Annotated in this window: 22 protein-coding genes; 12 read left to right on the forward strand and 10 right to left on the reverse strand. The window is 40.6% G+C overall.

What is annotated here, in order from left to right:
- Positions 1 to 69: 69 nt before the first annotated feature.
- From F986_RS16220 to F986_RS16235, 4 genes are all read left to right on the forward strand, one after another.
- Positions 70 to 1,260, forward strand: a complete 1,191-nt coding sequence (locus F986_RS16220) for a phosphoglycerate kinase (RefSeq protein ID WP_004696951.1) — start codon at positions 70 to 72, stop codon at positions 1,258 to 1,260.
- A 149-nt stretch (positions 1,261 to 1,409) separates the two neighbouring features.
- Entirely contained in the window at positions 1,410 to 1,685 is a 276-nt protein-coding gene (locus F986_RS16225; protein WP_004696954.1) for a hypothetical protein, read from the forward strand.
- A gap of 121 nt (positions 1,686 to 1,806) precedes the next feature.
- Positions 1,807 to 2,844, forward strand: a complete 1,038-nt coding sequence (gene fba / locus F986_RS16230) for a class II fructose-bisphosphate aldolase (protein WP_004696956.1) — start codon at positions 1,807 to 1,809, stop codon at positions 2,842 to 2,844.
- A 93-nt stretch (positions 2,845 to 2,937) separates the two neighbouring features.
- Positions 2,938 to 3,795, forward strand: coding sequence for a DMT family transporter (locus F986_RS16235; RefSeq protein ID WP_004696958.1), 858 nt, complete (start codon positions 2,938 to 2,940; stop codon positions 3,793 to 3,795).
- Here F986_RS16235 and F986_RS18655 read toward each other — a convergent pair.
- Together F986_RS18655 and nfsB are read right to left on the reverse strand one after the other, a co-directional pair.
- Positions 3,755 to 3,988 carry a hypothetical protein gene (locus F986_RS18655; RefSeq protein ID WP_004696960.1) on the reverse strand — a complete coding sequence of 78 codons (234 nt, stop codon included), beginning with the start codon at positions 3,986 to 3,988 and terminating at the stop codon, positions 3,755 to 3,757. The two genes, F986_RS16235 and F986_RS18655, sit on opposite strands and share 41 nt — an antisense overlap.
- Before the next feature lie 101 nt (positions 3,989 to 4,089).
- Positions 4,090 to 4,743, reverse strand: coding sequence for an oxygen-insensitive NAD(P)H nitroreductase (gene nfsB, locus F986_RS16240; protein ID WP_004696962.1), 654 nt, complete (start codon positions 4,741 to 4,743; stop codon positions 4,090 to 4,092).
- A gap of 300 nt (positions 4,744 to 5,043) precedes the next feature.
- On the opposite strand from nfsB, the gene F986_RS16245 reads away from it, so the two are divergent.
- Positions 5,044 to 5,277: a hypothetical protein gene (locus tag F986_RS16245; RefSeq protein WP_004696964.1), complete on the forward strand. Its 234-nt coding sequence runs from the start codon at positions 5,044 to 5,046 to the stop codon at positions 5,275 to 5,277.
- Positions 5,278 to 5,529: 252 nt separating this feature from the next.
- The gene (locus F986_RS16250) at positions 5,530 to 5,757 is read left to right on the forward strand and encodes a hypothetical protein (protein WP_004696967.1); all 228 of its coding nucleotides are present in this window, start codon (positions 5,530 to 5,532) and stop codon (positions 5,755 to 5,757) included.
- Positions 5,758 to 5,818: 61 nt separating this feature from the next.
- Here the strand turns inward: F986_RS16250 and F986_RS16255 are convergent, their stop codons facing one another.
- Both F986_RS16255 and F986_RS16260 read right to left on the reverse strand, forming a co-directional pair.
- Positions 5,819 to 6,538 carry a UDP-2,3-diacylglucosamine diphosphatase gene (locus tag F986_RS16255; protein WP_004696968.1) on the reverse strand — a complete coding sequence of 240 codons (720 nt, stop codon included), beginning with the start codon at positions 6,536 to 6,538 and terminating at the stop codon, positions 5,819 to 5,821.
- A 118-nt stretch (positions 6,539 to 6,656) separates the two neighbouring features.
- Positions 6,657 to 7,166 carry a peptidylprolyl isomerase gene (locus F986_RS16260; protein WP_004696971.1) on the reverse strand — a complete coding sequence of 170 codons (510 nt, stop codon included), beginning with the start codon at positions 7,164 to 7,166 and terminating at the stop codon, positions 6,657 to 6,659.
- Positions 7,167 to 7,401: 235 nt separating this feature from the next.
- On the opposite strand from F986_RS16260, the gene F986_RS16265 reads away from it, so the two are divergent.
- From F986_RS16265 to F986_RS16275, 3 genes are all read left to right on the forward strand, one after another.
- Positions 7,402 to 9,120 carry a glutamine--tRNA ligase/YqeY domain fusion protein gene (locus F986_RS16265; protein WP_004696972.1) on the forward strand — a complete coding sequence of 573 codons (1,719 nt, stop codon included), beginning with the start codon at positions 7,402 to 7,404 and terminating at the stop codon, positions 9,118 to 9,120.
- Between the two features lie 80 nt (positions 9,121 to 9,200).
- Positions 9,201 to 10,112, forward strand: a complete 912-nt coding sequence (locus F986_RS16270; protein ID WP_004696975.1) for a bestrophin family protein — start codon at positions 9,201 to 9,203, stop codon at positions 10,110 to 10,112.
- 119 nt (positions 10,113 to 10,231) lie between these two features.
- Positions 10,232 to 10,693, forward strand: a complete 462-nt coding sequence (locus F986_RS16275; protein ID WP_004696977.1) for an SRPBCC domain-containing protein — start codon at positions 10,232 to 10,234, stop codon at positions 10,691 to 10,693.
- Here F986_RS16275 and F986_RS16280 read toward each other — a convergent pair.
- The 5 genes from F986_RS16280 to putA all read right to left on the reverse strand — a co-directional run bounded on the left by F986_RS16280 (position 10,687) and on the right by putA (position 17,456).
- Complete coding sequence (locus F986_RS16280; RefSeq protein WP_004696979.1) at positions 10,687 to 11,226, reverse strand: lecithin retinol acyltransferase family protein; 540 nt, start codon at positions 11,224 to 11,226, stop codon at positions 10,687 to 10,689. The genes F986_RS16275 and F986_RS16280 overlap by 7 nt on opposite strands.
- 201 nt (positions 11,227 to 11,427) lie before the next feature.
- Positions 11,428 to 11,676: a hypothetical protein gene (locus tag F986_RS16285; RefSeq protein ID WP_004696981.1), complete on the reverse strand. Its 249-nt coding sequence runs from the start codon at positions 11,674 to 11,676 to the stop codon at positions 11,428 to 11,430.
- A 207-nt stretch (positions 11,677 to 11,883) separates the two neighbouring features.
- Positions 11,884 to 12,108: a hypothetical protein gene (locus F986_RS16290; protein WP_004696983.1), complete on the reverse strand. Its 225-nt coding sequence runs from the start codon at positions 12,106 to 12,108 to the stop codon at positions 11,884 to 11,886.
- Positions 12,109 to 12,350: 242 nt separating this feature from the next.
- On the reverse strand, positions 12,351 to 13,433 hold the full coding sequence (gene trmA, locus F986_RS16300) for a tRNA (uridine(54)-C5)-methyltransferase TrmA (protein ID WP_004696985.1): 1,083 nt from the start codon (positions 13,431 to 13,433) through the stop codon (positions 12,351 to 12,353).
- Between the two features lie 267 nt (positions 13,434 to 13,700).
- Positions 13,701 to 17,456: a trifunctional transcriptional regulator/proline dehydrogenase/L-glutamate gamma-semialdehyde dehydrogenase gene (putA, locus tag F986_RS16305; RefSeq protein WP_004696987.1), complete on the reverse strand. Its 3,756-nt coding sequence runs from the start codon at positions 17,454 to 17,456 to the stop codon at positions 13,701 to 13,703.
- A 117-nt stretch (positions 17,457 to 17,573) separates the two neighbouring features.
- On the opposite strand from putA, the gene F986_RS16310 reads away from it, so the two are divergent.
- Entirely contained in the window at positions 17,574 to 18,068 is a 495-nt protein-coding gene (locus F986_RS16310; RefSeq protein WP_004696989.1) for an Lrp/AsnC ligand binding domain-containing protein, read from the forward strand.
- A gap of 61 nt (positions 18,069 to 18,129) precedes the next feature.
- On the opposite strand, the gene putP is transcribed toward F986_RS16310, so the two are convergent.
- On the reverse strand, positions 18,130 to 19,653 hold the full coding sequence (putP, locus tag F986_RS16315) for a sodium/proline symporter PutP (RefSeq protein WP_004696990.1): 1,524 nt from the start codon (positions 19,651 to 19,653) through the stop codon (positions 18,130 to 18,132).
- Between the two features lie 529 nt (positions 19,654 to 20,182).
- Between putP and F986_RS16320 the strand changes: the two genes are divergently transcribed.
- A complete protein-coding gene (locus F986_RS16320; RefSeq protein ID WP_017396890.1) occupies positions 20,183 to 20,371 on the forward strand; it encodes a hypothetical protein in 189 nt (62 codons plus the stop codon).
- A 429-nt stretch (positions 20,372 to 20,800) separates the two neighbouring features.
- Entirely contained in the window at positions 20,801 to 21,166 is a 366-nt protein-coding gene (locus F986_RS16325; RefSeq protein WP_004696992.1) for a hypothetical protein, read from the forward strand.
- Positions 21,167 to 21,294: the final 128 nt, after the last annotated feature.

The following is a 21,294-nucleotide window of genomic DNA, read 5'->3' on the forward strand; positions in this document are numbered from 1 at the left end:
GAAGCTAACCTTTTTTTGCATAATCATTTAAAATCGACGCGATTTTTATATATAGAAAGAGAGCTCTACATGAATTTTCAGCGTATGACTGACCTCGATTTAACGGGTAAACGTGTTCTTATTCGCGAAGATTTAAACGTTCCTGTTAAAAATGGTGTGATTACAAGCGATGCACGTTTACGTGCCGCTTTACCAACAATTAAAGCAGCGTTAGCACAAGGCGCAGCCCTAATGGTTTATTCTCACCTTGGTCGTCCAGTTGAAGGTGAGCCAAAACCAGAACAATCATTAGCACCTGTTGCTGCGTATTTGACTGAAGCATTGGGTCAAGACGTTCAATTAGTGACGGATTACCTTGATGGTGTTGAAGTTTTAGCAGGTCAAGTGGTACTCCTTGAAAACTGCCGTTTTAACGCGGGTGAAAAGAAAAACAATGCAGAACTTGCAGCAAAATATGCAGCACTTTGTGATGTATTTGTGATGGATGCATTCGGTACAGCGCACCGCGCAGAAGCATCAACTGAAGGTGTGGCACGTTTAGCGAAAGTTGCAGCAGCGGGTCCTTTATTGGCGGCTGAGTTAGATGCACTTGGCCGTGCATTACAAACCCCTGAAAAACCAATGGTTGCTATTGTTGCGGGTTCTAAAGTATCGACTAAGTTAGATGTGTTGACATCACTTTCTGATATTTGTGATCAATTGATCGTGGGTGGTGGTATTGCCAATACTTTCTTGGCAGCAGCAGGCTTCAATGTCGGTAAATCATTGTGTGAAAATGATTTGATCGATACAGCAAAAGCAATTGCGGCAAAAGTTTCTGTACCGCTTCCAACAGATGTTGTAGTAGCTGATGCTTCTGAAATCGATTTTGCAGACTTCTTAGGTTCATTGGCTGCTGCTAAAGCAGTCGTGAAAAAAGTTGAAGATGTGACTGACAATGACATGATTTTGGATGTAGGTCCAGAAACAGCAAAAGCATTTGCTGAAATCTTGAAAACGTCGAAAACGATTCTTTGGAATGGTCCAGTGGGTGTATTTGAAGTTGATCAATTCGGCGAAGGCACAAAAACTTTATCTTTAGCGATTGCTGAATCTGCTGGGTTCTCTATTGCAGGTGGTGGTGACACTTTAGCTGCTATTGATAAATACGAAGTTGCAGACAAAATTGGTTATATCTCAACCGGTGGTGGTGCTTTCCTTGAGTTTGTCGAAGGTAAAACACTTCCAGCAGTTGCAGCGCTGATAGAGCGTGCACAATAATTATTGTGTGCTCATGCTGTTGTAAAAAGGTTGACTTCGGTCAACCTTTTTTTATGGGATTAACAAATCTATTCATCATTCAGTCATGAAAATGAAATAATGCTGAAATAAACTACAGGGCATTAAATCATCTGTTCTAGGAAAACATTATGAATTTAAAAATGACCCTTGCTGCACTTTTGTTAGCACCATTGGCACTGACTGCTTGTAAGAAAAATGAAGCACCAGAGCAAACTGCTGCGGCATCTGAAACAGCAGCAGTTGAAGAAGCTGTAACGGCTGAACAACAAGCGGCAATTGATGCGATTGATCAGCCAGAATTGGATGAAAAGAACAAAGACATTCCTGCTGAAGTTGCAAATGCACCTGCAGATGCTGCAACTGCGGATCCTGCCGTAGAGGCTTCGGCTGCTACAGCACACTAAATACACGCGAATTTCGTAAAAAGTCCCTGCAATTGCGGGGATTTTTTTTAAATAGTGTTATTTGTTGCTGAATTGAAACCTTTGAGCATGTAGAATATGTCGCATCAACTGGGAGGACATTATGGCTCTTATTTCATTGCGCCAGCTCTTGGATCACGCCGGCGAACATGCTTACGGCGTACCAGCATTCAACGTAAACAACTTAGAACAAATGCGCGCAATCATGCTTGCAGCAGATGCGACAAATTCACCTGTTATCGTACAAGCATCAGCGGGTGCGCGTAAATATGCAGGTGCTCCATTCTTACGTCATCTTATTTTGGCTGCAATTGAAGAATGGCCACACATTCCAGTGGTAATGCATCAAGACCATGGTACAGATCCGGACGTTTGCCAACGTTCAATTCAATTGGGCTTCTCATCAGTAATGATGGATGGTTCATTGGGTGCAGACGGTAAAACACCAACAACGTATGAGTACAACGTTGATGTAACTCGTCGTACAGTACAAATGGCGCATGCATGTGGTGTTTCAGTTGAAGGTGAAATCGGTTGTTTAGGTAGCCTTGAAACTGGTCTAGCGGGTGAAGAAGATGGTGTAGGCGCTGAAGGTGTTCTTGATCATTCTCAACTTCTCACTTCAGTTGAAGAAGCACGTCAGTTCGTTGCAGATACCAATGTAGATGCACTTGCAATTGCAGTAGGTACTTCACACGGTGCATACAAGTTCACGCGTCCACCTACAGGCGATATTTTGGCAATTGACCGCATTAAAGAAATTCATGCGGCACTTCCAAATACCCACCTTGTGATGCACGGTTCAAGCTCTGTACCACAAGAATGGTTAGCGATCATTAACCAGTATGGCGGCGACATCAAAGAAACTTATGGTGTTCCTGTTGAGCAATTGGTTGAAGCAATCAAGCACGGTGTTCGTAAAATCAACATCGATACAGACTTGCGTTTAGCATCGACTGGTGCAATGCGTCGTATGATGGCTGAACAACCAAGCGAATTTGACCCTCGTAAATTCTTCGCGAAAACTGTAGATGCAATGAAACAAATTTGTGTTGACCGTTATGAAGCATTTGGTACTGCGGGTAATGCCGATAAGATTCGTCCAATTTCTTTAGAGAAAATGGTTGATCGTTATAAATAATTCTTTTTGAATAATTTATATTGGAAAAGCCCACCCTGATGTGGGCTTTTCTATGTGTGTTTATATTCGAGGCGACAATAATAAGAGTGTGCTATGGAACTGATATTTGCTGCGGCCTGTTGTAGTGTGGTGGTCTCCATTCTTTTAAAATGGGGCAAAAACAAAGGATTTGATCCGATCCAGATGATTAGCTGGAACTATGCTTCAGCCAGTTTACTGTGTTACTTCTGGTTTAAACCTGATCTAAGCCACGTTTCTATTTCAAATACCCCTTGGTGGCTGATTGTCGCGCTTGGTGTTTTGTTGCCGAGTGTATTTTTATTTTTAGCTAAATCTTTACAATATGCAGGCATTGTCAAAACAGAAATCGCACAGCGTTTGTCGGTGATTTTATCTTTATTGGCGGCTTATTTTATTTTTCAAGAACAGTTTAATCAGCTCAAAATTATCGGGGTGGTCTTGGGGCTTGCCGCCGTGATGTGCATTTTATTTACCAATGCCTCTGGTGGTGGAGAAGGTCAAAAACAGGCTGTGTGGTATTTAGCACTAGTCTGGTTTGGTTATGCGCTGATTGATGTCTTACTCAAATATACAACAGGGCTGGGTGTGCAGTTTTCCGTTGCGTTAAACCTGATGTTTATTTGTGCGTTTTTATTGTCAGTCGGTTATGTTGCCGTGATTACGAAAAATATCGGCTTAACCAAGAACGTCGTGGCAGGTCTATGTCTTGGGGTGTTGAACTTTGCCAATATCGCACTTTATGTCAAAGCTCATCTGCTACTCAAGGATAGCCCAGCGGTGGTTTTTGCGGGCATGAATATTATGGTGGTGCTGTTAGGCGTATTCAGCGGACTACTTTTCTTTAAAGAGAAGGTCAAACTCGCAACAGCCATCGGATTGGTGTTGGGTATTACAAGCGTGGCTTGTTTAGCTTATGCAATGTCTGTTTAAAATAGTTCTGCATAAAGGAAAAAGGGTGTTTGAGCAGATCTTCAATCACTGCAATCCCTAATAACAGACCTGGTCGCTCACAACTGGGACAATCGGGATAGTGAGGGCGCATGATATGTTGATACTGACCTAAATAGATTTTATTGCAATGTGCACATTCAAATTTCATCGGCATATTGGGCTTAACAGGCATCAGCAACCTCACTTTTTTTGTTTTTGACATTGAACATGATGAAGCAATTTTCAGGCCCAAAATATAAAAGGGACTGAAGTCCCTTTTATATACAAATAGCATTACAGCTGTGTGAAAATATCTTCTTTGCTTAAACGAGACTTTGGCAATTTTGCATTGAAGTCGGCATCACTCCGATAGCCTAGTGTGAGCAATACAGAAGGGACTAGACCTTGTTCGGTTAAACCTAGCTCTTCACTAATAATGGATTCATCAAAACCACCAATCGGTGTAGCATCAATTTTTTCAATACCTGCAGCCAATAGAATTTGACCTAAAGCAATAAAGGTTTGGTTTTCAGCCCAACGCTGTACATCACCTTTTTCATTGCGGTAATAGTTGACATAACCTGAACGACTGTCTTTTTGGCCTTGCTTAGCGGCATCATCTTTAAAACGACCATGTAGGTCATCTTGATGCAATAAATTTTCCAAATGTTGCTCAGAAATATCGGCTTTGGTACAAAATAAAATTGTATGTGATGAATCTAGTACTTTGGGAGCATTGTATGCGTATTTACCCACCAGTGCTTTTGCAATCCGCTCTTTGGCGTTTGTGTTTTCTGCAATGAAAAAATGCCAAGGTTGGATGTTGATAGACGATGGAGTTAAGCGGAGAATTTCTAATAATCGAGTAAACTGTTCATGAGGGATCTTTCTATTTGGGTCATAAGCTTTGGTGGTATAACGACTTTTTGAAATATTTAGCAGATCCATAATCACACTCAATTTATTGTTGATCTCTCATTCTAACCGATGAAAGGAGACTTGTGATCACGCTACAACTCGAACAGACTTAGATTTTAGTTGAAAAAGGCATACAGACTTAGTTCGTTATCATTATTGAATAACGAGTGTGTTACTCAATTTCTACGGGGGGAGGCAGTTAGTATGTAATCAAATCTGGGTGTAAGTTACTCGTTTTGTCTTTATGTGACATTGAGATAGTAATTGCGTTGCAATCAAATCTATAAAGTGGTTGAATTACTTCTTTAAAATAATGAACATACTGTATAAATGTTTGATCTAGAACCTAAAAATATCAAAGCTAAAATCCGACAACAGTCTTTAACGAAAGTTTTTACGGTGTTGATTTTTGGTTTGAGTATTTTAATTATTGTGTCGGAATATCAAAAATATAGTGAATGGAATTTTAAGTTTCTAGTGATTGCTGTGGCTGTCATGGTTTGGAATTATAAGTTGGCTCGTGAAATTAAAAATTTAAAAGATCAAAATACCGATGTGCCTTAAACAAATCATTTTCTGGTTTATGCTAGTATTTACGCAAAGTGAGCTACTTTTGCTTAAATCTTGACAACCTAGTATAATGAAGACTACGAGTAGGTATTGTTCCTACTTTTCTATGATATAGCTGATTGTGATCTATCTGAGTTCAGGCATTTGACTTGAATATCATCATTGTAACTACAGAATTATTATTCAAAACCCGTTTTATTAATCTCTTTGTTCCATCACAAAAAGCTCACTTAGTGAGTTAAAATTTTGACAACTTTAAATACATGGCGTGTTGCTACAGCCGTAAATGGTAGTGAAATCAATGTAAAATTGGTGCCACTTAAACGTCAACAGAATACAAATCACGGTTTAATCTGGGTTGAAGTGGGGCATATGATTCAACTTGAATCTGGCGAAACTCTTCCAATGAACTTAGATGGTTTGAGCTTTTATACCGGTGTTAATCAATTGTATCGTCTAAATGAGTTGAATTAAGGCGGTAAGTACTTGAGTTAACATTATGTATAATATTGATTGGTATAGTAAAAAAATGGCATTAATACTGCCATTTTTTTAATGCCAAATTTTGTAGATGACCATTCGCATTAATTTCTAAAATCTGAGCGGAATCTTCTTTCCAGTCACCGAGTACAATTCTCTTTTTCCCATCGATATCATGAATATTGGCACGATGGGTGTGTCCGTGAATCAGTAAATCCGCATTGCTTAATGCTGCTTGAACAGCATCTTGATTCACATCCATGACTTCATAGCTTTTAAACTGTTGTGCTTGACGGCTTTTTTTACGGAACCCATTGGCCAGTTTTTGTCTAAAGCCAAGCGGTGTACTTTTTAAAAACTTCAGCAGAAGGGGGTTACGGATAATTTTACGAAAACGCTGATAGGATACGTCATCCGTGCAGAGCAAATCACCATGTTCAATACGAATGGTGTGATCTGAAAGTTTGAGTGTGCAAACTTCAGCTAACAGTTGGCCATTAAATTGGTCGAGGAACTGCTGTCCTAGGGCAAAATCACGGTTACCTGTTAAGAAATAGATGTGATTGCCTGCATTTGAAAATTGCTTTAAAGCGCGAATGATTTCATCTAGCCAAGGAGCAGTGTAGTCGTCGCCGATCCATGCATTGAACCAGTCGCCTAAAATATACAGTTGGGTATTCTTGTTCTTATAAGCATCTAATAAATCTAAAAACCCCCGAACGAGTCGAGGGTGATCGGGTGACAAGTGTAAATCAGCGATAAACAAATAGGTCACGGAAGTTTCCTTTTAAAAATCCCTCCCGACCTCCCTTTAAAAAGGGAGGGTAATCTCATATTCGAATGAGAGTCTAGCTCCCTCCTTTATCAAAGGAGGGCTGGGGAGGATTTAAAAATTACTCAGAAATGATCTTAGCAGATTCAATCACAACGTTTTCTAGTGGAACATCAGCGTGGTAGCCACGGTTGCCAGTACGAACGCCTTTAATTTCGTTTACTACGTCTAGACCTTCAGTTACTTTACCGAAAACTGCATAACCCCAACCTTGTGCATTTTTGCCAGAGTGGTTAAGGAAAGAGTTATTACCCACGTTAATAAAGAACTGAGCAGATGCAGAGTGAGGTGCTTGTGTACGCGCCATTGCAATTGTACCAAGGTCATTGGTTAAGCCGTTATCAGCTTCGTTTTCAATTGCATCACGTGTTGCTTTTTCTTTGAAGTTTTCATCCATACCACCACCTTGGATCATGAAACCATCGATCACGCGGTGGAAAATTACGCCGTCATAGAAACCGTCACGTACGTATTCTAAGAAGTTAGCAACAGTGATTGGTGCTTTTTCGTTGTTAAGTTCAAGAACAATACGACCTTTATTGGTGTTTAATTCGACTTGAGGAAAACTCATTGTGTAATCTCCTAATCATGGACATCAAAGCCATGGGTTTTTTGGTTGTGAGAAGCATAAGCAAACTGTAAACTACAAGGCAAGTAAAAACGTTATTTTCTTTGTAAAATAGATCAAATATCGTTTAAGGGGCTGTAAAATATTCATAAATCGACTGATAGATCAGTTAGAATTATGCTCGTATAGCAGAACCCTATTTTTCCTTAATTTTTTTCATCAAAGTGATTTTTAAACTATGAAGCCGAATGATGTTGTTTCAACACTGCCAAATAACCCGACACCAAGTAACAATGCCTCTGTCGCAGCGCAGCAAGAACAACAGCCAGGCTTAGATTTTGTTCGCCAAGTGATTACCGAAGATTTGGCTGAAGGTCGTACGCAAAAAGTAGTCACGCGTTTCCCGCCAGAGCCGAATGGTTATTTACACATTGGTCATGTGAAAGCGATTTGTTTAAACTTTGGTATTGCCAACGAGTTTGATGGTTTTTGCAATCTACGTTTTGATGACACCAACCCAGATGCAGAAGAACAAGAATATGTAGATGGGATCGCCAACGACGTTAAATGGTTAGGTTTTGAGTGGAATGGCGAACCGCGCTATGCATCAAGCTATTTTGATCAACTCCATGCATGGGCGATTCAACTGATAAAACAGGGTGATGCTTATGTGGATTTGCAGTCACCTGAAGAAATTCGTTTGAACCGTGGTAACTTTATTGAGCCGGGTAAAAACTCGCCTTACCGTGATACTTCAGTTGAAGAAAACCTTGCGCGTTTTGAAAAAATGAACAATGGTGAGTTTGCGGAAGGTGAAGCTGTTCTGCGTGCCAAGATTGATATGGCATCTCCAAATGTGCATATGCGTGACCCTATTTTGTACCGTGTACTCCATTCAGAGCATCACCAAACAGGTGATAAATGGAAAATGTACCCAATGTACGACTATGCACATCCATTATCCGATGCAATTGAAGGCATTACTCACTCATTATGTACTTTGGAATTCCAAGACCACCGTCCGTTTTATGACTGGGTGGTTGAGAAAGTTCACTCGGAAGCAGTACCACGTCAGTATGAGTCTAGCCGTTTAAATATTGACTACACCATTACCTCTAAGCGTAAATTACGTAAATTGGTTGAAGGTGGTTATGTCAATGGATGGGATGACCCACGTATGCCAACCGTTGTAGGTATGCGTCGTCGTGGTTTTACCCCAGAAGGCCTACGTGACTTCTGTAAGCGTGTTGGTGTGTCGAAGTCAGATGGTATTGTTGATGTTGCAATGCTTGAATACTGCATCCGTCAGTCTTTGGAAAATACAGCTGCTCGTGGTATGGCAGTATTGAATCCACTCAAAGTCACACTCACAAATTTGCCTAACGATATAGATTTAACTCATTCACGTCATCCAAATGTAGACATGGGTGAGCGTGTAATTCCGTTAACCTCTGAAATTTACATTGACCGTAAAGACTTTGAAGAAGAACCACCAAAAGGCTTCAAGCGTTTAATTCCGGGTGGTGAAGTTCGTCTACGTCATGCTTATGTCATTAAGTGTGATGAAGTGATTAAAGATGAAAACGGTAAAGTGGTTGAGTTGAAATGTTCAATCGACCCTGAAACTTTGGGCAAAAATCCAGAAGGTCGTAAAGTTAAAGGGGTGATTCACTGGGTATCTGCGACTAAAGGCATTCCTGCTGAAGTGCGTATTTATGATCGCCTGTTTACAGAGTCGGACCCTGAAGTGGGCGATGATTTCTTAGCGAACTTGAATCCTGATTCATTGAAAATTGTAAACGCGGTGATTGAGCCTGCATTGGCGCAAGCACAGCCTGAAGACCGTTTCCAATTTGAGCGTGAAGGTTATTTTGTTGCAGATCAATACGACCATACAGCAGAGAAACCTGTGTTTAACCGTATTTTAGACTTAAAAGACAGCTTTAAGCCTAAATAAGCGCTGTTTGCTTGATTTGGATAGATATAAGGCTCAACTTCGGTTGAGCCTTTTCGTAGCGAAACCAATAGGAATATACTGTGATCGTTCGAGATAAAACCAATAGCTTTGCATTACTCTTTGCTTGGCGTGGCACCATTTTGCCGAAAGTGTTTCCGGCACTGATGGTCGGTGTTTTAATTTCAACTCTTTTGGTTTATCTAGCGACTCAACATTACGTGACAGCTCCTGCAGTGCCTGTCATTGGGTTTACTGTATTTGGTGTGATTCTTTCGATTTTCTTAAGCTTTCGAAATACAGCGTGTTATGACCGCTGGTGGGAAGGGCGTAAGCTATGGGGCGCAATGATTGCCAACGCACGGCATATGATCCGTGATAGTTATGTCTTAAATGATGCAGAGCGTACAGTTTTGATGTATCGCGTGATGTTATTTAGTCATTTGCTTCGAGATCGTTTACGGCAGCAAAGTCATACCTATGACCACTATCAAGCCAAAGTACAACTGACAGTAGAGCAGTGGGAGGTATTGGCTACGCATATTAATCCACCGCAATATCTATTAGAGCTTACGCAGAAAGATCTGGCGGTGTTGTATAAGCGTGGTGAGATTAGCGATATTATTTACAGTATGCTGACTAAGCATACGGTGGCAATGGGAGATATTCACGCTGGTTGTGACCGTATTTCATCTACACCTCTGCCATTTTCTTATTCAGTTTTGTTACACCGTGCCGTGTACTCTTTCTGTCTCATTTTACCTTTTAGTTTAAGTTCCAGTCTCGGTTTTTGGTCACCGGTGATCGTGGCCTTAATTGCCTATCTATTATTGGGTTTAGATGCGCTAAGTGCAGAGTTAGAAGAACCCTTCGGGCTTCAGGAAAATGATTTGCCTTTAGATGCTATTGTGCGGGGCATAGAGCGCGAAATGCTCAGTTCTTTAAATGAATCTTTGCCAGAACCAGTAAGTGCGCATAGAGCCAATTTAAGTTAAAGCAGTGAACAAATCCATAACAGAAAATGAGCGGATTGCCTGAGCCATAACAAATTTTCGATATGATTGGTTTGTTGAGATGTGCTATCACTAAGTTTAAAAGTGATAGGGATATAACAATGACTACCGTGATCGAAACTCAGATGTTGATTCGCCGTTCTGTCAATATTGTGTTTAACGCTTTTGTTGATCCACTTATAACCACCAAGTTTTGGTTTAGTCAGTCTTCGGGCTATTTAGAAAAAGGCGCAATGGTCGATTGGACCTGGGATAAATACCAAATTACACACTCGACTCATGTCCTACAAGTCGTTGAAAATGAGTTGATCTGCATCGAATGGGGCACGCCTAAAACTAAAGTGGATTTTGTATTTGAAAAAATCGACAGCATGAATACCTATGTGATCATTCGAAATTATGACATTGAGTTACAAGGTAATGAGCTGATTCATTATGTGATGGATGCAACAGGTGGCTTTACTACAGTGCTAGATGGTGCCAAGGCATGGCTTGAATACGATATCCAGCTCAACTTGGTTGAAGATAAATTTCCGCCTTTTCAACTGCGTTCACATCAGTGATCTTTTTTAGAGCGTTCCTCTTTAAACTCAAAATAGTTCCCAAGCTGCTGTTTGGCCTTATCACGTAATTTCTTTTTGATGTAGAGCACCAAGGCAAAACAGGTGGTGGTCAGCGTTAACATCAGGCTGTTCATGAAACTCATCATAGAGCTGACATAGCCAATAGTAGTAAGTCTGTTCATCATTTTGATGACTTGTGGGCTACTTTCAACGCCTGTAATGGCCCATGTGCATAAGTGTTCACAGTTATTGATAATAAGATGGTAGTTGTTTTCATGCATGCGTGAGCGCATACGGCGAACCACTTTACGGCCTTTATATTTGGGGGCTTGGTACTGATTAACTGTAATTTTACGTCCGTGGCTAAAGTTCTCGATGGAGGTGATTTCAATCGGATACTTTTTAAAAAGATGTGCAAAACCTGAATAATGAATCACACGTCCACGCCCCGCATATATGCCGTGATGCGTATAGCCAAAATGTTTGACTATAAGATGAGCCCCCAAGGGGTAGTGGACTTTTTGTTGTTGCATGCCTAATACGTGCTAATTCATTACAGTTGTCTTTTATCTGTATTTTAAAGCTTCTGCTGTGAATTAGCGACTGTTTAGTGGGTTTCGGTTATTTGAGTTTACGATGATAGAAATAAAAGAGACCGATTGGAAAGGAGTATCTAGCTTTTGTGATCGCATTAAAAGAGGATGCAAGCATCCTCTTTTAAGATGAAGTAGTGTTTATTGATCCACTAGACCTAAAAGTGAGTTTTGGGTACTGCACATGCGTGTTGCTTCTTCAGTGTTCATCGCTTTCACGTCTTCTTCAAATTTCTTTTTTTGTTCTTTGAGTTGTTCTTCAGGCAAACCCATCTGCTCGGCAAGTTTTTCCATTTTTTCCCAAGACTCAACACAAGCTTTCGGCATCTTGCTACATGCTGTTAAAGATAAAAGGGTAATACATGTGCTGATTATGAGTAGTTTTTTCATTACTTAACCTTTTAATTTCAAACATTATTGATTTTTATATTGAGCCTGTAAGGTAACAAAAATTTAAGACTTTGTATAATATTTAAACGTGCAAAGTGTGCTGTGCTTCATATACCGTGGTTTTTTATACGCAGAATGATGTACAGCCATTAAAAAAGGCACTTAGATCAATCTAAGTGCCTTTTTGATGAATATTCAGTGACTCTACTACTGTAGAGGTCGATGCTGAAGTTCATTTAACTCCTTACGGCCATAGCCACGAGAAGCTAATACTTTTTTAATCCCAACAATCACTTCTTCATCGGTCGCTGTTTTAAGCTTTTCGATGAGCTGTTCATTGGTTTTACAAGAGCAGTCATTTTCAACACAAGCAATTTGATTTTTATGCTCGTTTTGCTGTTCATTTGAAAACAGCTTTTGCCAAAAACTCATATAGACTTCATTTACAACCTAACATAGGGTGAAATATAACCAATCTGTAAAATAATGCAAGTCAGCGTGAGAGATAAAAGCAGCGATCGATGTCGAAAAATTCCGATTATAGCGCAAGGTATTAACGTTATTATGACAGTTGAAATACTTGCATTTTATATAAGCTTATCTTTTTTCATGAAAATTAAAAAAGAAGCTCATTTGAGCTTCTTTTTTATACGGTTTAAGTTGCAACAAATTGTTTAAATTTTTTCCAGCAAAACCCCAGACTCGACATGGTGGGTATAGGGAAATTGGTCAAACAGCGCAAACTGTGAAATTTTATGGGTTTGGCTGAGTGTTTTTAAGTTGTCATGCAAGGTATCAGGATTACACGAAATATAGATAATCCGTTCAAAACGCTGAATCAATTTTAAGGTTTCACCATCAATGCCCGCACGCGGTGGGTCAACAAACACGGTATCGAACTCATAGCTGCTCATATCTATATTTGCTTCTTGTAAGCGACGGAATTCGCGTTCGCCGTTATAGGCTTGTGTGAAGTCTTCTGCTGATAAACGCGCGACTTGAATATTATCGATGTGGTTTTGTTCGATGTTCCACTGTGCGGCATACACCGAAGACTTAGCCAGTTCAGTGGCTAAGACACGGTTGAAACGGGTGGAAAGCGGTAGGGTAAAGTTACCATTGCCGCAGTAAAGTTCTAACAAATCTTTATTTGATTGCTGTGCAGCATTGCAGGCCCATTCGAGCATTTTTTGGCAGACTTGCGCATTGGGCTGTGTAAAGCTACTTTCAATTTGTTTGTATTGATATTTACGCTCAAAAACTTGCAGTTCTTCCACCACAAATTCATCGGTGAGTACCACTTTTTGACCACGGCTACGGCCAATCAACTTAATATTTAATTTTTCTGAAAGTTGTTTGGCTAAAACCTGCCATTGTTCATCGAGTGGGCAGCGGTAAATCAGGGAAACTAGCATTTCACCTTTTAAGGTCGCTAAGAAATGCACTTCAAATAGGCGTTTTGAGAGGAGATCATTGCTTTTCAATTCTGCCAATAAAACAGGCATGAGCTGATTAATACTGGCATCAGCGATTGGGAAGTCGTCAATACGGATGACTTTTTTCTGATTGTCTTCATCGCGTTCAAACATGGCATAAAACATATCATCTTCGGTATGCCAAATACGGAATTCTGCACGCATGCGAAAGTGTTTTTCAGGAGAATGAAAAACTTCAAGCGAAGGTGGAGTGAATTCAGCAAATTGAGCTGTAATTCGTTCAATTTTGGCGTCAAGTTGTTGTTGATAAGAAGGAGTCATATGCAGTAAAAATCGCAAACATATTGAAAAAAGAGATGGTAACAAAGTTTGCCGAATTAGCCTAAAGATATTCAGCAAAAGCGTGGGGTTTATTCATGCTACAGATGGCTTGATGCTGTGCTATATCGGAAATTTTCGAGCAGATTGGGCCAAACTGAGCCGCATAAAAAATGCCAAGTAAACAGACCAGAAGATGTTTACTTGGCAATAGAGGAAACACAGTAATAAACCTGCAGTCCCAATGAGGACTACAGGTTTAAATTAGGTTTAATTCAAAGTCATGAGACTTGCATTACCACCAGCAGCTGCCGTGTTAACACTAATAGCGCGCTCAATCACAAAACGTTCTAAAGGAATGGCCGTTTGTGATGGGCTAAGGTGAGTAATACCTACAATCGCCCCTTGACGCTCAGCAATCTGCTGTTGCAGAGCTAAAAGCTGCGCTGTCGTACCATGGTGTAGTACTGCATCAAAAGCATCAGTTTTGATGTCTTTGATGACATGGAACGCTTGAGCCAATGCTTTAGGCATGCTTGGCATGTGTTTTAACACAAAGCTGTTATCTGCAAGCACTGCTGGACGGCTACCGACTGCAAAAATCGCATTCAACTGTTGTAGTTGATCTGCTTCTTGTTCAGCTAATGACAAGACTGCATGACGCGGAATCACCATGTATTGGTTGCTTTCACCAGTCGGACCTTGCAGCTCGTAATGATGGCCTGAACAGAAGTTCTCAATTTTTGCCAATTTCACTGCTGGGAAGGTTTTAGCTGCCCACTCAAGGAACAATGCAGAGTTGCTGAACTCAACCTGAGGGTTTAAATCAGCACCTGTAGCAAAAGGTTTATTCAACTTTTTCGCAGAACAGTTTTGCATTAGGCGATATAGATAAATTGGACCACCCGCTTTAGGGCCAGTGCCTGATAAACCTTCACCACCAAAAGGTTGTACACCGACAACTGCACCCACAATGTTGCGGTTGATGTAGAGGTTACCTACTTCAGCATGGGTCATTACAGTTTGAATGGTCTCATCAATACGGGTATGTAGACCCATCGTCAGGCCATAGCCTTTGCTGTTGATGTGCTCAAGTAACTGTTTGAGTGAACCTTGGTTAAAGCGAATCACGTGCAGCACAGGACCAAACACTTCGCGCTCTAAATCATTTAGATTTGGCAACTCAATTAGTGTTGGTGTAATGAACGTGCCTGCATTTATCTCAGTGTCTTGAGCATCATTACGCATCAACTGGTGTACGCGATGACCTTTTTGGCGCATTTTGTCGATGTGCTTTTGAATGTTTTCTTGCGCTTCAGCATCAATGACTGGACCAATATCTGTTTTAAGTAGATATGGGTTGCCCACTTGAAGTTGCTGCATTGCGCCTTTAAGCATTTGAATCACAGCATCGGCATTGTCTTCTTGTACACACAGTACGCGAAGAGCAGAACAACGTTGACCTGCGCTGTCATAAGCTGAACTGACGACATCAAGTACAACTTGTTCAGTCAATGCTGATGAGTCAACGATCATGGCATTTTGACCGCCTGTTTCAGCAATCAATGGAATGCTTTCACCATTTTTGCTTAGACGCTTCGCCACAGTTTTTTGCAAAATCTTAGCAACTTCAGTTGAACCTGTGAACATGATGCCTTGAACTTGCTCGGATGCACTGAGTTGTGCACCCACAGTTTCACCGCGACCCGGCATCAGCTGTACAGCCGCTTGAGGCACACCGGCTTGCCATAAGATCTGAATTGCTTGCGCTGCGATCAATGGCGTTTGTTCAGCTGGTTTAGCAATCACTGTATTACCTGCAACCAATGCAGCAGCGACTTGACCTGTGAAGATGGCCAATGGGAAGTTCCATGGACTAATGCATAGCATCGTGCCTAAAGGCTCAACTTCTGCGTTTGCATCTAGATCAATCATTTGCGTTGCATAGTAGCGTAAGAAATCTACAGCTTCACGAACTTCTGCAATGGCATTGGCATACGTTTTACCACTTTCACGGCAAAGTAAAACCATCAGTTCTTCTAAGCGAGCTTCCATTAAGTCAGCAGCGCGAAGTAGGTAACTCGCACGGGTGTCTTTAGCCGTACGTGCCCAAATGTCTTGAACAGCCTGGGCATTGTTTAATGCTTGCTCAACTTGTTCAGTTGTTGCTTCTTGTACATAACCGACAACATCTGAGTGACGTGCTGGGTTGATGATGCTTTGCGGAGCAACGGCGTCATTGGTCTGAATGTGTTCACCCATTGGGGCAGCAGACCATTGATGCTTAGCAAACTGTTGAGCTGTTTGGTTCAACTGAGCTAATGCAGAGTCATTTGCAAGGTCTAAACCTTTAGAATTTGCACGCAGTTGGCCATAAAGTTCAGCAGGAAGTGGAATCGAAAGGTGCTTTTGACCCACGATATTTTCACGTTTTGCACTGCTTAAAATGGTTTGAGTTGGATTTTCAATCAAATCATCAATCGCGAGTGACTTGTCTGCAATACGGTTTACAAAAGAGGTGTTTGCACCATTTTCAAGTAAACGACGTACAAGATAAGCCAATAGTGTTTCATGGTTACCGACAGGTGCATAAATACGGCAAGGTACACCTAGTTTTTTATCTAGTTTTTCGCCGACTACTTGTTCATACAGTGGCTCGCCCATGCCGTGTAAGCATTGGAACTCATACTGACCTATGTAGTATTTCTCTGGGTTGGCCATTTCATAAATAGTCGCCAAGGTTTGCGCATTGTGTGTTGCAAACTGTGGGTAGATTTGTTCTGGTGCAGCCAATAATTTCTTCGCACACGCGATATACGACAAGTCTGTATGTACTTTACGGGTAAATACAGGGTAGTCAGTCATCCCTTCAATTTGTGCTTTCTTGATTTCGCTGTCCCAGTACGCACCTTTCACTAAACGGATCATTAAGCGTTTTTCGCTACGTTTAGCCAAGTCTACGATGTAGTCAACCACGTAGAAACAACGTTTTTGATACGCTTGGATAACGAAACCAATGCCTTTCCAGTCTTTGAGTTCTGGTTCAAAGCATAGGCGTTCAAGCATTTCTAAAGAAATTTCTAAACGCTCAGATTCTTCTGCATCGATATTTAAACCGATGTTATAGCCGCGTGCTAATTTAGCAAGGGTAAAGACTTTACCGTATAACTCTTCATGCATACGTGCAACTTGTGCACGTTGGTAGCGAGGGTGTAGAGCAGATAATTTAATTGAAATACCTGGACCATCGTAAACATCTTTGTCTTTTGACGCTTGACCAATGGCATGAATGGCATCGGTATAGTCTTTCATATAACGATCAGCATCATGATCGGTCAGTGCTGCTTCACCCAACATGTCGTATGAATAGCGGAAGCCTTTTTCTTCAAGACGTTCAGCGTGTTGTAATGCTTCACCAATGGTTTCACCAGTCACAAACTGTTCGCCCATCATACGCATAGCCACATCAACCGCTTTACGGATGATGCCACGCCCACTACGTGCCAATAAGCCTGTTAAAGTGCCTGATAAGCTATTTTGCTTTGGTGTTTCCATGAGCTTGCCAGTCAACATGAGACCCCATGCTGCCGCATTGACAAACATCAGGTTACTTTGACCAACGTGCTCTTTCCAGTTGCCTTGGTTGATTTTGTCTTTAATCAATAGGTCACGTGTCGCCATGTCTGGAATACGAAGCAAAGCTTCAGCTAAACACATCAGCGCGATGCCTTCTTGAGAAGACAGCGCAAATTCTTGTAAGAGACCCTGTACAATACCTGCTTTACCGCTGCCGCTTTTACGTTCACGTAAAGTATGAGCCAAATCAAACGCAAGTTCATGAATGCGTTGATTCATCTCGTCAGAGATTTTGCTGTGGTCTAATAAGTTTTTAACACAGTCAGTTTCGGCACGTCGCCAAGCGGTATTGATTTCAACTTCAAGCTCACTTTTTTCTTTGAATTCGGTAATATATTCAAATTGATTTTGAGCGTCGTTGAAATGCGTATTGCTTTCCATCATATTCATGCCTACATCCTGTGCATACAATAATGTGTTGAGAGATCTATAGTAATTAATTTATGATTACAGAAAGAATGCCGAATAACTCACTATAATTTGTATGCTATTTAGAGATTAATTCAGATGACGAGCCCAATTTTTAGCTTGGACCGAACAGATATCAAAATATTAGATATTCTTCAAAGAGATGGAAAAATATCGAATATTAAACTTGCCGAAGAAGTGAACTTATCAGCGACGGCTGCTTTGGCGCGGGTGCAAAAATTAACCAAGGAAGGCTTTATTCTGAGTTATGAAGCACGCTTAAATCCGAACATGCTCAATGCCAGTTTTGTGGTTTTTGTTGAGATACTTTTGGATAAAACCACCCCACATGTCTTGGAAGATTTTCGCCATGCCGTGCTACAGCATGATGAAATTGTGGAATGTCATATGACCAGTGGAGGCTTTGATTTTGTGGTGAAGATTCGCTGTGCCAGTATGGATGAGTTCCGAAAAATCTCAGGTCAAGTCTTGTGGCAACTGCCGGGCGTTAAAGAAACGCGCAGTTATCCAGTGATGGAAGTCATCAAAGAAAGTTCACGTATTCAACTCAAATACAAACCCTTGTCGAAATAATTGAGTACATGAGATGCAAAAAAGGGGCTTAAAAGCCCCTTTTTTGCATCTACACGTTCAATTAACGTTGTGTAGATTCTTCTTTCATTTCAGCCATCGCTTGTTTGTACATGCTGTCTGCTTGTTCAAAGCGTTGTACCACTTCAGCTTCAGGGGCTTTACCCATTAAGCTTACAACTACAATGCTGATCCAAGAGAAGATGAAGCCTGGAATAATTTCATATAGACCTAAGTGTCCTAATGCATTTTTCCACACAATCACGGTTACCGCACCAACAATAATACCTGCAATAGCACCATTCAAGGTCATGCGCTTCCAGAACAAAGACAAGATAATCAGTGGACCAAATGCTGCACCAAAACCTGCCCATGCATAAGCGACAAGGCCTAAAACTTTACTGTCCGGGTTGCTTGCTAAACAAATTGCAAGAACAGCAACAGCAATAACCATGAAACGACCCACCCAGACCAATTCTTTTTGAGAAGCGGTTTTACGGATGAATGCTTTGTACATGTCTTCTGTCAATGTTGTAGAACAAACTAGTAACTGACAGCTTAATGTACTCATCACCGCAGCTAAAATTGCAGCTAAAATGATACCCGCAATCCAAGGGTTGAATAAGAGTTTAGTCAGTTCCATGAACACAGTTTCAGGGTTTTGAGAAACCACAGCCGCTAGTTCAGGGTGTTGTTGGAAGTACGCGATGGCAATAAAACCAGCACCTACCGCACCACCTAGACATAAAATCATCCATGTCATACCAATGCGACGCGCAGCAGGAATCGTTTTCACAGAATCCGCAGCCATGAAGCGCACTAAAATGTGTGGCTGACCAAAATAGCCTAAGCCCCATGCCAATGATGACAGGATGGCAACAGTGCTGAGTTCAGAAACAATATGCATCGCTTGTGGGCGAGCCGTTTCAAGTAAGACGGTGAACTGTGCAGCATTACCATCAATCGCAAGATAAGTCATGATTGGGGTAAGCAGCAGAGCAAAAATCATTAAGCCTGCTTGGAATGTGTCTGTCCAGCTAATTGCAAGGAAGCCACCGATACATACATAACTGATGGTTGCAATTGCGCTAATCCAAAGAGCAGTGGTGTAGTCCCAGCCAAAGATGCTTTCAAATAAACGTGAGCCAGCCACCATGCCGGAAGCACAGTAAATCGCGAAGAATACTAAAATGACGATCGCTGAGATCATACGCAAGATACGTTTACGATCGGCGAAACGACCTGTGAAATAATCAGGCAGGGTGAGGGCATTGTTTTGGACTTCAGTATGTACACGTAAACGTCCTGCAACCAATAACCAGTTGAGCCATGCACCAATGATCAGACCTACAGCAATCCACGCTTCAGACAAACCAGACAAATAAATTGCGCCCGGTAAGCCCATCAGTAACCAGCCACTCATGTCTGATGCACCTGCAGAAAGCGCAGTAACTACACTTCCTAAACTACGACCACCTAAGATGTAATCATCAAAGTTGTTTGTAGACTTGTATGCATACAAACCGATGCCAACCATGGCAATGATATAAACTAAAAATGTGACGAGGGTGGGGTTAATTTGACTCATAGGCATTCCTTGGCAAAATCCGACTTGGGAGATTTTTTAATCGCTTTGTTTGAGACGGCGATTCAAGCATAAAAATAAAATTACACTCTGTAACAGTTGTGAGGTGTTTTTGTATATTTTGTGTAATTATTAATTGTTTTTTAAAATTAAACAATAAGTTGTTGAAAATATGCTGTTTATTGATCGTTTATTATTCTTTTTTTATAGGGTAAGTGAAATTTTACGCTTTTATTCCGTAAAATCAGCGGGCTAGTTATAATTTTTGATTTTTTATTGCTTACGTAAAATTACATTGCCTGCAGAATAGGCACATTTCCATATAAAATGTTTCATTTATGAAATGTATTTATAGTGATGAAATGGATGGAAAAGATGAATATTTCACTATTTAACTAACTTTCTTGGGGCATTCATACTTTGAGTTTATAGGAATACTTTCAAATTTCTAATTAGAAAATAGGAATTCAATGGCATTTTCTGCATGCTTTGGCGTAAGTAAAAATAGAGTCAGCATAAATTAACTGCACATTTGGCAAAAATCTCTCATGAAATTGTGCAGGCCATTGCGGTGGCATGTGAGCAATTGATCCAACCATCTGAAAGTTGGTTACACGCTTTTCCCTTAGATCTCTATCAGCGTGTAGCGGGCATCTCAACTAATATGAATAGCAACCAAGTGCTGGCCAATCTTGCATTAAAGCATGTATTCCTTTCTTAAGGTAAATGCTAGGTTATTCAACCAAATGACTTTGTCAATAAATCTTAATCGACCAATACTTTCTACAGTGGCGCTATGTTTAGCAATTAATTAGTGTTGGTATTCTCACTTTGTTTAATCGAATCTTAGGCCATGCGAAATGTGATGAAATGGGTAAACAGTGTATTGCGGAAAACAAAACAGTTCGGTGAGCGGTATTGGAGAAAGGGTTGTTGACTTAATAACCCTTAGGTCACATTTCTCATTTGAAACTTGGCTGCTGAGGTGACGCCTAAGGTTGTATCTTTAGCATACGCTAGCTAGAACATTTATAACTATATATAGGTATAAAAGTAGTCAATGCGCTGCTTTTATACTTTTTAGCCGATACACGCTAACAAAATGTAGTAGTTAGAACTACAATAAGCTTGAGTGAAGAACCATGATTAGATGTCTATGCTGAGTAAATTAAGTCAATTATTTAAATTAAAGAAAGATGCACCAGAACAACTTTTTTTGCAGCAGCATCAGATTGAATATGATGATGAAAAAGGCTTTATCATTGAAGGTATTGTACTAAATGCCATACATGCTGAACGTTTGGTCTATTTTTCAAATCGTAGAATTAGTCAGTTTGATGACCTCAATGCACTTTTTTATAGTGCTATGTTAATCAATGAAAAGATCGATTTGGAAATTGCCAATGAACGATTTGTCGCACGTTTAGGTAATAATCTAGAAAACTTAACTGAGCTAAAGCGAATGATTAAGCTACTCAATGACTATTATTACCAGTTTATACGTGACAAAAAATAAGTCTTTTAAAAGCCATAAATTTGAGTTGTAAAAAGGACTTAGCGCTAGATTGATGTTGTTGTTGTCGTGAAAAATAACATGCAGCGTGAGGACATCATGCTAGTATATGACGCATGTTTTTAAACGCT

This window comes from Acinetobacter johnsonii CIP 64.6 (genome assembly GCF_000368045.1).
GTDB lineage: Bacteria > Pseudomonadota > Gammaproteobacteria > Pseudomonadales > Moraxellaceae > Acinetobacter > Acinetobacter johnsonii.